This is a genomic window from Pannonibacter sp. Q-1 (assembly GCF_054073275.1).
Window position 1 is genome coordinate 125,388 of sequence record NZ_JBSXNB010000002.1, and the last position, 13,708, is coordinate 139,095.

Consider the following 13,708-nt stretch of genomic DNA (forward strand, 5'->3'; position numbering starts at 1 on the left):
CCCCTAGGGGACTTGCGTCAGGCGTTCAAAGCCCGCCCGTAGGCGTCCAGAACGCTTTCCTTCATCATTTCCGACAGGGTCGGATGCGGGAAGATCGTGTGCATCAGATCCTCCTCGGTGGTCTCGAGGTTCATCGCCACCACAAAGCCCTGGATCAGCTCGGTCACTTCCGTGCCGACCATGTGGGCACCCAGCAGTTCGCCGGTCTTCTTGTCGAAGATGGTCTTGATGAGGCCGTTGTCCTCACCCAGAGCAATCGCCTTGCCGTTGGCGGCAAAGGAGAAGCGGCCGACGCGGATGTCGCGGCCCTGTTCCTTGGCCTTGGCTTCGGTCAGGCCGACAGAGGCGACCTGCGGGTTGCAATAGGTGCAGCCCGGGATCTTGCCCTTGTCCATGGCATGAACGCCCGGCAGTCCTGCGATCTTCTCGATGCAGATGACGCCTTCGTGCTCGGCCTTGTGGGCGAGCATCGGGGGGCCGGCCACGTCACCGATGGCATAGAGCCCCGGAACGTTGGTCTTGCCGTAGCCGTCGATGACGACGCAGCCGCGGTCGGTCTTCACGCCAAGCGCCTCAAGGCCGAGGTTCTCGATGTTGCCCTGCACGCCGACAGCGGAAATCAGGCGGTCAGCGGTGATCTGGGTCACCTTGCCGTCCTTGGTCTCCACATGGGCGGTGATGGAATTGGCGCCCTTGTCGACCTTGGCAACCTTGGCCTCGGTCAGGATCTTCATGCCGCGCTTTTCCAGCGCCTTGCGGGCGATGGCGGAGATTTCGGCATCTTCCACCGGCATAATCTGCGGCATGACTTCGACGACGGTCACATCCACACCCATGGAGCGGTAGAAGGACGCAAATTCGATGCCGATGGCGCCCGAGCCCATGACGACCAGCGACTTCGGCATGAAGTCCGGCTTCATCGCCTCGAAATAGGTCCAGATCAGCTTGCCATCCGGCTCGATGCCCGGCAGCGCGCGCGGGCGGGCACCGGTGGCGATGATGATGTGCTTGGCCGTGTAGGTGCCTTCGCCCTTCACACCCTTGGGCGCGGGGTGCTGCGGCTCGACGGCGGGCTTGGAAGACTTGCCGACGACGATCTCACCCGGCTTGGTGAGCTTGGCTTCACCCCAGATGACGTCGATCTTGTTCTTCTTCATCAGGAAGCCAACGCCGCCGTTGAGGCGGGCCGAAACGCCGCGCGAGCGGGCAACCACGTCCTTGATGTCAGCCGTCATCTTGCCTTCCAGCTTCAGCCCGTAGGACTTGGCATGGTTGGCGTGATCGAGAATTTCAGCGGAGCGCAGCAGCGCCTTGGTCGGAATGCAGCCCCAGTTGAGGCAGATGCCGCCCAGATGCTCGCGCTCGACAATGGCAGTCTTGAAGCCGAGCTGGGCCGCACGGATCGCGGTCACATAACCGCCGGGGCCCGACCCGATGATGAGGACGTCATAGCTATCGGCCATGGATGTTCCCTCGCCTTTGTTTCGCAAGAATGTCGCGTTCTGTTTTCAAGACAGAAAGGCCCCGGACCTGCCGGGGCCTCGCTGAGGGTCACTCAGACCAGCATGCTCATCGGGTTCTCGATGTAGCCCTTGAAGGCGCCGAGAAGTTCCGCGCCCAGAGCGCCGTCCACGCAGCGGTGGTCGGTGGAGAGCGTTACCGTCATGACGGTGGCCACAGCCAGCGCGCCATTCCTGACGACAGGACGCTGCTCGCCCGCACCGACCGCCAGAATGGTGGCATGCGGCGGGTTGACCACGGCCGAGAAGCTCTTCACGCCCATCATGCCCATGTTGGACACGGCGGTGGTGCCGCCCTGGTACTCTTCCGGCTTCAGCTTGCGGTCCTTGGCGCGCTGGCCCAGATCCTTCATCTCGTTGGAGATGGTGGACAGGGCCTTCTGCTCGGCGCTGCGGATGATCGGGGTGATCAGGCCGCCCGGGATCGACACGGCAACGCCGACATCGGCGTGCTTGTGCTTGACCATGGCATCGTCCGTCCAGGAGACGTTGGCATCCGGCACATCGCGCAGGGCCAGAGCCATGGCCTTGATGACCATGTCATTGACCGAGAGCTTATAGGCCGGCTTGCCGTCCTTGGACTTCGGAGCCGCGTCGTTGAGCTGGGCGCGCAGGGCCAGAAGCGCGTCGAGTTCGCAGTCGAGCGACACATAGAAGTGCGGGATCGTCTGCTTGGACTCGGTGAGACGCTTGGCGATGGTCTTGCGCATGCCGTCGTGCGGCACCAGCTCGTAGGAGCCTTCGGCGAAGAGCTTGAGCACCTGCTCCTTGGAAGGACCGGCGGGTGCTGCAGCGGCAGCGGCCTTCGGAGCCTCAGCGGGAACGGCGGCAGCAGCCGGAGCTGCCTTGCCGGTGCCGGACTTCAGAGCAGCCTCAATGTCGCGCTGGACGATACGGCCATGCGGGCCGGAGCCTGCGATGGCCTTGAGGTCCAGACCGTTCTGCGACGCCAGACGGCGGGCAAGCGGCGAGGCAAAGATGCGCTCGCCCGATGCACTGACCGGAGCCGGACCGGCAGCAGCCGGTGCAGCAGCGGCCTGAGCCGGAGCAGCTTCAGCCTTGGCCGGAGCGGCTTCCGCCTTGGCGGGTGCAGCGGCCGGAGCGGCTGCGGCTGCAGATGCGTCCTCGCCTTCACCGGCGAGCACGGCGATCAGGGTATTGACCTTGACGCCCTGCGTTCCGGCGGCGACCACGATCTTGGCGACCGTGCCCTCGTCCACGGCTTCCACTTCCATGGTCGCCTTGTCGGTTTCGATCTCGGCGATCACGTCGCCGGGAGAAACCTTGTCACCTTCCTTCACCAGCCACTTGGCCAGGTTGCCCTCTTCCATGGTGGGAGAGAGGGCCGGCATTGTGATGTTGATCGGCATTGCGGCCTCCCTCGCCTCAGTCCCTGTAGGTGACAGCCTTCACGGCGTCGATGACTTCCTTGACAGATGGCAGGGCCAGCTTTTCAAGGTTTGCGGCATAGGGCATCGGAACGTCCTTGCCGGTCACGCGCAGGATCGGAGCATCGAGGAAGTCGAAGGCCTTTTCCTGAACCTGATAGCCGATTTCCGAGGAAACCGAGCAGACCGGGAAGGCTTCTTCCACCGTGACGCAGCGGCCCGTCTTGCGGACGGAGGCGAGCACCGTGTCGATGTCGAGCGGACGGATGGTGCGCAGGTTCACGACTTCCGCCGAGATGCCCATGGCTGCCAGTTCGTCGACGGCCTTCATGACATAGGTCATGCCGATGCCCCAGGAGACGATGGTCACGTCCGTACCGGCGCGCTCGATCTTGGCCTTGCCGATCGGCAGGACGAAATCATCGACCTTCGGAACCTCGAAGGACTGGCCGTATAGGATCTCGTTTTCGAGGAAGATGACCGGGTTCGGGTCGCGGATGGCCGCCTTCAGCAGGCCCTTGGCATCGGCAGCCGACCAGGGCTGGATGACCTTGAGGCCCGGGATGTGGGCATACCAGGAGGCATAGTCCTGGCTGTGCTGGGCACCCACGCGCGCCGCAGCGCCGTTCGGGCCGCGGAAGACGATCGGTGCACCCATCTGGCCGCCGGACATGTAGAGCGTCTTGGCGGCGGAGTTGATGATGTGGTCAATCGCCTGCATGGCGAAGTTGAACGTCATGAACTCGACGATGGGCTTCAGGCCCGTCATGGCAGCGCCGGTGGCAAGACCGGCAAAGCCGTGCTCGGTGATCGGCGTGTCGATAACGCGCTTGGCACCGAATTCGTCCAGCAGCCCTTGCGTGATCTTGTAGGCGCCCTGGTACTCGGCAACTTCCTCACCCATGATGAAGACGTCGCCATCACGGCGCATTTCCTCGGCCATGGCATCGCGCAGCGCTTCGCGCACGGTCATGGACACCATCTCGGTGCCGGCCGGAGCATCGCTGTCGGCAGAGCCGGACGTGACCGGCTGGGCCGGAACCGGGGCAGCGGCAGCCGGAGCTGCGGCGGCAGGTGCGGGAGCGGCCGGAGCAGGTGCAGCTGCCGGGGCCGAAGCACTGGCCTCAGCCGCGGAAGCATCCTCACCTTCGGCGAGAAGAACGGCGATCTTGGTGTTGACCTTGACGTTCTCGGAGCCTTCGGCCACCAGGATCTTGCCCAGCGTGCCCTCGTCCACGGCTTCCACTTCCATGGTCGCCTTGTCGGTTTCAATTTCGGCGATCACGTCGCCAGCCTTGACGCTGTCGCCCTCGGCCTTGAGCCACTTGGACAGCTTGCCCTCTTCCATGGTCGGCGAGAGAGCCGGCATCAGAATATCGATCGGCATGTATTCCCCCCGGCCTTAAAGCAGAATGTCGGTGTAGAGCTCGGACACATCCGGCTCCGGATCGTTCTGCGCAAACTCCGCCGATTCGGCGACGATGGCGCGCACGTCCTTGTCGAGTTCCTTCAGATCGTCCTCGGTGGCCCAGCCGTTTTCAAGCACGCGGGCGCGCACCTGTTCGATCGGGTCATGCTCGGTGCGCATCTTCTGGACTTCGTCCTTGGAGCGGTACTTCGCCGGGTCGGACATGGAGTGGCCGCGGTAGCGGTAGGTCACCATTTCCAGGATGTAGGGGCCATTGCCTTCACGGCACCAGGCAAGCGCCCGGTCGGAAGCAGCCTTCACGGCGCGCACGTCCATGCCGTCAACCTGCTCGCCCGGAATGCCGAAGGAGGCACCGCGCTGGGACAGGTCGGTGGTGGCCGAAGCGCGCTCGACGCTCGTGCCCATGCCGTATTTGTTGTTCTCGATCACATACACGACCGGCAGCTTCCAGAGCTGGGCCATGTTGAAGCTCTCGTAGACCTGGCCCTGGTTGGACGCACCGTCACCGAAGAAGGCCATGGCAACGTTGCCGTTGCCGCGGTACTTGTTGGCAAAGCCAAGGCCGGTGCCGAGCGCAACCTGCGCACCGACGATGCCGTGACCGCCATAGAAGTGCTTCTCCTTGGAGAACATGTGCATCGAGCCGCCCTTGCCCTTCGACAGGCCGCCACGGCGGCCGGTCAGCTCGGCCATGACGCCCTTCGGATCAAGGTCCATGGCCAGCATGTGGCCGTGGTCGCGGTAACCGGTGATCATCTGGTCACCATCCACCTTGGCCATCTGCATGCCGACGACGACAGCTTCCTGACCGATGTAAAGGTGGCAGAAACCGCCGATGAGGCCCATGCCATAAAGCTGGCCGGCCTTTTCTTCGAAGCGGCGGATCAGGAGCATTTCACGGTAGGCGTGAAGCTCTTCGTCCTTCGTGAATTTTGCGATGGCGGCGGCAGCATTGCCCGCACCACCCTGACCGGACGCGCCCTTCGCGCGTGCGCCGGCGGAAGATTGTTTTGTAGCGGCCATGTCCCTCGTCTCTGCGTGGCGTTTCCCCTAGACAGCAAGCGGAAGGTAACCGCTTGCTGTTGTCAATCCAAGAGGTTGAGTGCAGCGCGGTAATACTGACCAACCAACTGAAATGATTTGATTTTTATCACTTAACCTGATTTCGGTTATTTTGGCGATATAAACTGTTTTTCAGTTATCTCGCCGCAACGGAGCGGCCGCGCATGATGATCAGCTCATCCGCCTGCACGACGTTGAGGATGACGCGGGCGCGCTCATCCACCATATCCGGATCAAGGCTTTCCGGGCGCAGCAGCGCCACGCGCGTGGCCAGATGCTCGCGCACCGACTTGATCTCTGCCAGTTCCGCCTCAAGCTGGGCCACCTGACGGTCCAGACGCTCGCGCCCGGCCATGCCGAATTCGCCATTCACCGCATGAAAGGCAAAATAACCAAGCACAGCAGCTGATGCGACCGGGATAACGAGACTGCCGAGAAAGGATTTTTTGCGCTGACGGGTGGTTGCGGGCACTTGTCGACCTACTGGACACGTGGGGTCTGAAACTCCTCGCAGTGTGCCGGGACTCGCTTAACAGAGTCTTGCGCAATTGTGGCGGCTGTCCGGAAATCTGTTGCTGCGGCGGGGTTTGCACAACAGCCTTGAAGGAGCGCAGAAGGCGTGATGGGAGAAGGCCTGCGCCCTGCCCCCGCTCTGCGCTGCTCAATTCTGTTCGGCCCCGCCCCGATCCTCCCGGCTCAAGCCGCCGCCTTGCCGCCTCCGGCCAGCTTTGCCAGCTTGGACATGATGACGGCGGTTCCCTTCAGCCGGTCTTCCGCGCGCTCCCAGTCGCGTGAAAGAACCACCTTCTGATCCGGGCGGATCTTGGCCAGAACGCCCTGCTCCGCGATGTAGCCGACGAGCCCTGCCGGATTGGCAAACTCGCTGTTGCGGAAGGAAATGACGATTCCCTTCGGCCCCGAATCCACCTTCTCCACATTGGCCTTGCGGCACAGGCCCTTGATGAAGACGATCTTCAGCAGGTGCTGCACTTCTTCCGGCAGCGGACCGAAGCGGTCGATCATCTCCGCGCCAAAGGCATCGATCTCCTGCGCTTCCGTCAGATCGGCGAGGCGCCGGTAAAGCGACAGGCGCAGGTTGAGATCGGGCACATAATCTTCCGGGATGAGCACAGGCGTGCCCACATTGATCTGCGGCGACCACTGGTCTTCACCAAGCTCGTTCCCGCCATCCTTCAGCTGGGCCACCGCTTCTTCCAGCATCTGCTGGTAGAGCTCATAGCCCACTTCCTTGATGTGGCCGGACTGCTCTTCGCCCAGAAGATTGCCCGCGCCGCGAATGTCGAGGTCGTGGCTGGCCAGCTGGAAGCCGGCGCCGAGGTTTTCCAGCGATTGCAGCACCTTGAGGCGCCGCTCCGCCGTTGCCGTCAGCTTGCCGGCGGCAGGCACGGTGAAGAGCGCATAGGCGCGGGTCTTGGAGCGGCCGACGCGGCCCCGGATCTGGTAGAGCTGGGCAAGGCCGAACATGTCGGCCCGGTGCACGATCAGCGTGTTGGCGGTGGGGATGTCGAGGCCCGATTCCACGATGGTGGTGGACAGAAGCACGTCATATTTGCCCTCGTAGAAGGCATTCATCACGTCTTCCAGCTGCCCCGCCGCCATCTGGCCATGGGCGATGGCCACCTTCACCTCCGGCACGCTTTCGGCGAGAAACTCCGCCCGCTCGGCAAGATCGGACACGCGCGGGCAGACATAGAAACTCTGGCCGCCGCGGTAATGCTCGCGCAGCAGCGCCTCGCGCACCACAAGCGGATCCAGCGGCGAGATGAAGGTGCGCACGGCAAGGCGGTCGACCGGCGGCGTTGCGATCAGCGACAACTCGCGCAAGCCCGTCAGCGCCTGCTGCAGGGTGCGCGGAATGGGCGTGGCCGAAAGCGTCAGCACATGCACGTCCGACTTCAGCTCCTTCAGCCGCTCCTTGTGCTTCACGCCGAAATGCTGCTCCTCGTCGATGATGAGAAGGCCGAGATCGCGGAACTTCACGCCCGTGCCGAGCAGCGCATGGGTGCCGACGACGATATCGACCGAGCCATCCTCCAGGCCCTTCTTCGTGGCCGAAAGCTCCTTCGGGCTGACGAGGCGCGAGGCATGGGCGACGTTGACCGGCAACCCGTGGAAGCGCGTCGAGAAGGTGCGGAAGTGCTGGCGGGCAAGCAGCGTCGTCGGCACCACGACCGCCACCTGACGGCCGGACATGGCGGCAACAAAGGCGGCGCGCAGGGCCACTTCCGTCTTGCCGAAGCCCACGTCGCCGCAGACCAGCCGGTCCATCGGGCGGCCCGAAGACAGATCCTCGAACACCGCATCGATGGCGGTCAGCTGGTCTTCCGTCTCGTCATAGGGGAAGCGGGTGGCGAACTCGTCATAGACGCCTTCCGGCGTCTCGATCACAGGCGCGGTCTTGAGCGCACGGGCAGCGGCGGTCTTGATCAGGCCATCGGCAATCTCAAGGATGCGCTTCTTCATGCGCGCCTTGCGCGCCTGCCAGGCCCCGCCGCCCAGCTTGTCGAGCTGCACATCGGTCTCTTCCGAGCCGTAGCGCGTCAGAAGCTCGATGTTCTCGACCGGCAGATACAGCTTGTCGCCGCCGTGATATTGCAGTTCCAGGCAGTCATGCGGCGCCCCAAGCGCCTCGATGGTCTTCAGGCCGATGAAGCGGCCGATACCGTGGTCCACGTGGACGACGAGATCGCCTTCCGACAGGCTTGTGGCCTCTGTGAGGACATTGGCGCCCTTGGCCTTGCGCCGCCCCTTGCGCACCAGCCTGTCACCGAGAATGTCCTGCTCGGAGATGAAGACGAGCCGGTCCACCTCGAAGCCCGTCTCCAGGCCGAGAAGGCTGAGAGCCACCGTGCGCGGCGGCAGCGCCTGCATGTTGGCAAAGGTATCTGCGGGCGCGGCCAGTTCCAGCCCGTGGTCGAACAGGATTTGCCCCAGACGGTCCCGCGAGCCTTCGCTCCAGCAGGACAGGATGACCTTGCGCTCTTCGGCCACCAGCGCCCGCACGTGGCGCACCAGCGCGTCGAAGATGTTGACGTCGCCTGCAGCACGCTCTGCGGCGAAGTTGCGGCCCTGACGCCCGGCGAAATCCACCACCTGACGGCCGGAACCCGGCGGCGGCGTGAATACATCCATCTGGCAGCTGGCGGCATCGGCAAGACGAGACGTCCATTCCTCCGGCGCCAGATAGAGCCCGCCGGTTTCCACCGGCATATAGGGCACGGACCCGGCCAGATGGCCGTTGTCGAGCGCGTCCTTGCGGGCGGCGTAGTGCTCGGCCACCTGATCCAGCCGCTCGCGCAGGGCATCTGCTGCGCGGGAATCAAGGACGAGCGGCACCCCCTCCACATAGTCGAACAGGGTTTCCAGCGTTTCATGGAACAGCGGCAGCCAGTGCTCCATACCGGCATAGCGGCGCCCCTCGCTGACCGACTGGTAGAGAATGTCCTCGCGCCGCGCAGCGCCGAAGCGGCCGATGTAGTTGCGGCGGAAACGGGAGATCGCCTCTTCCGTCAGCACCACCTCGCTCATCGGCACCAGATCCAGCTTCTTCACCGGCGCCGTAGTGCGCTGGCTCTCCGGATCGAAGGCGCGCACGGTCTCCAGCGTGTCACCGAAGAAGTCGAGGCGGACGGGAGCCTCCGCGCCGGGCGCAAAGAGATCGAGAATGCCGCCGCGCACCGCATATTCGCCGGTCTCACGCACGGTCGGCGTGCGGGAAAAGCCGTTGAGTTCCAGCCAGGCGGCGATGGAGGTGAGATCCGCGCGCGTGCCTGCGCTTAAGGAGAAGGTCTGGCCCGCCACCCAGCTGCGCTCCGGCAGCCGCTGCACGGCGGCGTTGACCGTGGTGACCAGCACCTTGCGGCCAGCGCCTTGCAAGCCCCGCGCCAGCTCACCCAGCACCAGCAGCCGCCGGGCGCTGATGGCCGGGTTCGGGGACACACGGTCATAGGGCAGACAGTCCCAGGCGGGCAGCGACAGGGCTTCCACATCGGGCGCAAAGAAGCTCAGCGCCTCGATCAGCCCCTGCGCCCGCGTGGCATCGCGGGCGACGAAGACGGCGCAAAGCCCCTGCTTCGGCCCCTCGTCCAGAATGCGTGCAAGCGCCAGCGCCTCGGCCCCATCCGGCACGCTGGCCAGCGTGATGTTGCCCTTGTCGCGGAGAAGGCTCTCGAACACGGTTCTTATCCCTGAAATGCTGTGCGGCGCGCAAAGGCGCGTTTGCGGACTGACGATCCGTCCGGATCAGGCGGTGCGGCTGGACGTGATGTTGTGGAAGGCGAGCATGCGCCGGTAAAGCGGGCGGTCCCATTCTGCCGGAACGGGCTTGCTGCCGGTGATCCAGGCGAAGAGATCCTGATCGTTGACGTTGATCAGTTCTTCCATCTCGTCCAGTTCGGCTGCCGTCAGCTTGTCGAGTTCGGACTGGGCAAAGCCGCCGAACAGAAGGTCCATCTCCTTCATGCCCCGGTGCCAGGTGCGGAACAGGATGCGCTTCTTGCGGTGGGTCAGGGCATCATCCTGTGCTGCCGCCGTTTCTGCATGGGTGCCGCTCATCATGTCTCTCCGCATTGCCGGGCTCATGCCGTCCTGACGCCTGCAGCCGGAGCGCGGGGTTTCCGCGTCCGGCGCAAACGGGACAGCTCATCGTCCGTGCTATATAGCGCCGCAAACCGGCTCTGTCAGGTCAAGGTTTTGGGGTGCATGTCCTGAAGGTTCAAGAGGTTTCATTGCCCTTGCCGCCAGACCATGCCAAAACGCGGCATCGGTGTTGCGGATTCCTGTGCCATGCGTCCTTCTCTTCTCGATCCCCTGTTTGCTCCGGTTTCGGTGCTGCCCGGCATCGGCCCGAAGATCGCCAAGCTGCTGGACGGGCTGACCGGCAGCACGCCGGGGCGCGAGGCCAGCGTTCTCGATCTGCTGTTCCACCTGCCGCACGGCGTGATCGACCGCCGCCGCCGGCCGGGCATTGCCCATTCCGAGAATGGCGAGATCGCCACGCTGGACGTGGTGGTGGAGCGGCACCTGCCCTCGCCGCGCCAGGGCAAGGCGCCCTATCGCATCATCGCCAGCGACCAGACCGGCGAGATCGCCCTTGTCTTCTTCCATGCTCACCGCGACTGGCTGGAAAAGACCCTGCCCGTGGGCGGGCGGCGGATCATCTCCGGCAAGGTGGAATGGTTCAACGAGCGACCGCAGATGGTGCATCCGGACTATGTGCTGACGCCCGAAGAGGCCGACACCATGCCGGATGTGGAGCCGGTCTATCCGATGACCGCAGGCCTTGCCTCGCGCACCCTGCTGAAGGCCATTGCCGCCGGGCTTGGCCGTCTGCCGGTGATGCCGGACTGGCTCGACCCGGAATTTGCCGCCCGCAAGGGCTGGCCGGATTTCGATGAGGCACTGGCGCGGATGCACCGGCCGGAAAAGGCGGGCGATCTTGGCCCCGAATCCCCGTTCCGCGCCCGCCTTGCCTATGACGAATATCTCGCCAACCAGCTGGCACTGGCTCTGGTGCGCGCCACCATGCGCAAGCTGGATGGCGCCCCGCGCATCGCAAATGGCGCGCTGAAGGCAAAGATCCTCGCTGCCCTGCCCTTCACGCTCACCGAAGGCCAGACGCAGGCGGTTGCCGAGATCGAGGCGGATCTGGCCAGCCCCCACCGCATGCTGCGGCTGGTGCAGGGTGACGTGGGGGCGGGCAAGACCATAGTTGCCCTGCTGGCCATGGCGGCCGTCATCGAATCCGGCGCGCAGGCAGCCATGATGGCGCCAACCGAAATCCTCGCCCGCCAGCATTTCGCCTCCATGGCCCCGCTGTGCGAAGCCTCCGGCATCCGCATTGCCTTGCTGACCGGCCGTGACAGCGCCAAAACGCGGCGCGAGACGCAGGCCGGATTGCTGGACGGCAGCATCGATCTGGTCGTCGGCACCCACGCGCTGTTTCAGGGCTCGGTCGAGTTCCAGAACCTTGGCATTGCCGTGGTGGACGAACAGCACCGCTTCGGCGTGCATCAGCGCCTGGCGCTTTCCTCCAAGGGCAAGGGCGTCGATGTGCTGGTGATGACGGCAACGCCGATCCCGCGCACGCTGGTTCTGACCTATTTCGGCGACATGGACGTCTCCCGCCTCATTGGCAAGCCCGCCGGCCGCAAGCCCATCACCACCGTCTCCGTATCGCTGGAACGCATGGGCGAGATGGTGGCGCGCATCAAGGCGGCGGTGGCCGAGGGGCAGAAGGTCTATTGGGTCTGCCCGCTGGTGGAGGAATCCGAGAAGGTCGACCTTGCTGCCGTCGAGGACCGGCACCGGCACCTGTCGCAGGAACTGAAGATGCCCGTCGCGCTCGTCCATGGCCGCATGAGCGCGGAAGAGAAGGACGTGGCCATGACCGCCTTCAAGGAAGGCCAGGCCCGCGTTCTCGTCGCCACCACCGTGATCGAGGTGGGCGTTGATGTTCCCGATGCGACGATCATGGTGATCGAACATGCCGAGCGCTTCGGCCTTGCCCAGCTGCATCAGCTGCGTGGCCGTGTCGGGCGCGGCGACAGGCCGTCCTCCTGCGTGCTGCTCTACAAGGGGCCGCTGGGCGAAACCTCCGCCGCCCGCCTTGCGGTGATGCGCGAGACGAATGACGGCTTCCTCATCGCCGAGGAAGACCTGCGCCTGCGCGGCGAAGGCGAAATCCTCGGCACCCGCCAGTCCGGCGCTCCCGGCTTCCGCCTTGCGGGCGAAGAGGCGCGGCCAGACCTCATGGAAACCGCTCGCGACGATGCCCGCCTGATCCTTGAAACCGATCCGGAGCTGAAAGGCCCGCGCGGTCAGGCCCTGCGCACCCTGCTCTATCTCTTCTCCCGCGACGAAGCGATCCGCCTGCTGCGGGCCGGGTGAGTTTCACGGGCGGAAGCTCCGGCTCCTCCTCATTTTAACGGCTTTCACACTTGTAAAGCTGCTCCATATGTGAAGAGTAAAAGTGACTGGAGCCTGTACCGTCATGAGAGAGCTTGAGAGCATAAGGGTCGTCGTTTTTAGAGAGGGTGAGCTTTTCATCGCTCAAGGCCTTGAACTCGACATTTGCGCGCAAGGAAGATCATCCGAAGAAGCAAAACTACGCTTTGATGCAGCTTTGGCAGCCGAGATCCATGAGGCGGAATCACGGCAGATCAGCCTGTTTGAAATGATTGATCCGGCACCCGCTTTCTTTGAGGCCATCTACGAAAATGGTGCGCTGGAGCGTGACGCCAAGCCCATTCCAAGGGCAGCATGAGCAAAACGACTCTTGGCGACTACATGGCGTGGATCGAGAGCACCGGCGGCCGATGCCGGACTGGCGTTGGCCAGGACGATGCCATTGGCATGGTACCGGTCACCAAGATCATCGCAGTCAGCGGACGTCATGTGATCTTTCCCGGCGCAGATCCGGACGAAGTCCTCTCACCTTCAACGATCGAGAACTTCGACAGGCGCCTGATGGTGATCTCGCCATTCAGAGGCATTCAACGGTCCTGAACAGCACCCGGCAAAGCCTCTGCGATTTTCGGATGCTCCGGTGAAATCAGGCCGGCGGAGATGATCAGCTTTGCAGCCTCTTCGACCGTCATGGACAGTTCGATCACATCCTTGCGCGGCAGATAGAGCAGATAGCCGGAGGTCGGGTTGGGCGTGGTCGGCAGGAATACGGCCATATGCCCGCCGCCATCCTCCGTCTCCGGCAGCTTCTGCGCCACCTCGCCCTTGGCGGAGGTCGCGACAAAGACGATGGCATAGGTGCCCTTCCGGGGGTACTCGATCAGGGCGGCCTTCTTGAAACTGGCTCCCTTTTCATCAAGTACAGTCTCAAAAATCTGCTTCAAGCCCTTGTAAAGACTACGAACAAGCGGCATCGTTGCGACGATGCGCTCGCCAAAGTTTATGAGTGTCCGGCCAAGGAAGTTGGCCGCCAGAAAGCCCGTGAGAGACAAGGCCGAAAAGGCCACGATCAGACCGAAGCCCGGCACGGCAAAGGGCAGATAGTTATCCGGATTATAGGCCGGCGGAAGCGCGGGCTTGACCAGGGCATCGACCCACTGGATGAAAGACCATGTCAGCCAGAGGGTGATGCCCACCGGTCCTGCAATGACGAGTCCTGCCAGAAACGAGTTGCGCAGTCTTGCGCCAAAGCTTGTTCGCGTCCGGTGCGGCACGTCATGCGCCGCTGTTTCCTGGCTGGATGGCTCTTCCATAGATATCCTCTTGCTTCACTTGCCGGGAATTCGGCCTTCCCTATTTGGCTTGAGGGGCGTAAACCGGAT

11 protein-coding genes are annotated in these 13,708 nt (G+C 63.8%); 3 read left to right on the forward strand and 8 right to left on the reverse strand.

Translation table 11 applies throughout. From position 1 onward, the window contains the following. Positions 1–17 precede the first annotated feature (17 nt). From lpdA to ACVNHC_RS04595, 7 genes are all read right to left on the reverse strand, one after another. Positions 18–1,463, reverse strand: coding sequence for a dihydrolipoyl dehydrogenase (gene lpdA / locus ACVNHC_RS04565; protein WP_457166558.1), 1,446 nt, complete (start codon positions 1,461–1,463; stop codon positions 18–20). Between the two features lie 92 nt (positions 1,464–1,555). Beyond that, positions 1,556–2,890 carry a pyruvate dehydrogenase complex dihydrolipoamide acetyltransferase gene (locus ACVNHC_RS04570; RefSeq protein ID WP_457166559.1) on the reverse strand — a complete coding sequence of 445 codons (1,335 nt, stop codon included), beginning with the start codon at positions 2,888–2,890 and terminating at the stop codon, positions 1,556–1,558. 16 nt (positions 2,891–2,906) lie between these two features. Then, positions 2,907–4,295: a pyruvate dehydrogenase complex E1 component subunit beta gene (locus ACVNHC_RS04575; protein ID WP_374628241.1), complete on the reverse strand. Its 1,389-nt coding sequence runs from the start codon at positions 4,293–4,295 to the stop codon at positions 2,907–2,909. 15 nt (positions 4,296–4,310) lie between these two features. After that, positions 4,311–5,360, reverse strand: a complete 1,050-nt coding sequence (pdhA, locus tag ACVNHC_RS04580) for a pyruvate dehydrogenase (acetyl-transferring) E1 component subunit alpha (protein WP_050471548.1) — start codon at positions 5,358–5,360, stop codon at positions 4,311–4,313. A 175-nt stretch (positions 5,361–5,535) separates the two neighbouring features. Next, on the reverse strand, positions 5,536–5,799 hold the full coding sequence (locus tag ACVNHC_RS04585) for an FtsB family cell division protein (protein ID WP_082205821.1): 264 nt from the start codon (positions 5,797–5,799) through the stop codon (positions 5,536–5,538). Between the two features lie 296 nt (positions 5,800–6,095). Beyond that, positions 6,096–9,596 carry a transcription-repair coupling factor gene (gene mfd, locus ACVNHC_RS04590; RefSeq protein ID WP_457166560.1) on the reverse strand — a complete coding sequence of 1,167 codons (3,501 nt, stop codon included), beginning with the start codon at positions 9,594–9,596 and terminating at the stop codon, positions 6,096–6,098. A 66-nt stretch (positions 9,597–9,662) separates the two neighbouring features. Continuing rightward, a complete protein-coding gene (locus ACVNHC_RS04595; RefSeq protein ID WP_094461714.1) occupies positions 9,663–9,977 on the reverse strand; it encodes an FAD assembly factor SdhE in 315 nt (104 codons plus the stop codon). A gap of 228 nt (positions 9,978–10,205) precedes the next feature. On the opposite strand from ACVNHC_RS04595, the gene recG reads away from it, so the two are divergent. The 3 genes from recG (at position 10,206) to ACVNHC_RS04610 (ending at position 12,926) form a co-directional block, all read left to right on the forward strand. Then, positions 10,206–12,308, forward strand: coding sequence for an ATP-dependent DNA helicase RecG (recG, locus tag ACVNHC_RS04600; RefSeq protein ID WP_457166561.1), 2,103 nt, complete (start codon positions 10,206–10,208; stop codon positions 12,306–12,308). Positions 12,309–12,411: 103 nt separating this feature from the next. Further along, complete coding sequence (locus ACVNHC_RS04605) at positions 12,412–12,684, forward strand: hypothetical protein (RefSeq protein WP_123194260.1); 273 nt, start codon at positions 12,412–12,414, stop codon at positions 12,682–12,684. Further along, positions 12,681–12,926 (forward strand): hypothetical protein, encoded by a 246-nt coding sequence (locus ACVNHC_RS04610; RefSeq protein WP_164477553.1) that lies wholly within the window; start codon positions 12,681–12,683, stop codon positions 12,924–12,926. The genes ACVNHC_RS04605 and ACVNHC_RS04610 overlap by 4 nt, the downstream gene beginning before the upstream one ends. Here the strand turns inward: ACVNHC_RS04610 and ACVNHC_RS04615 are convergent. Beyond that, complete coding sequence (locus tag ACVNHC_RS04615; protein WP_123194258.1) at positions 12,914–13,639, reverse strand: DUF502 domain-containing protein; 726 nt, start codon at positions 13,637–13,639, stop codon at positions 12,914–12,916. The genes ACVNHC_RS04610 and ACVNHC_RS04615 overlap by 13 nt on opposite strands. Positions 13,640–13,708 lie beyond the last annotated feature (69 nt).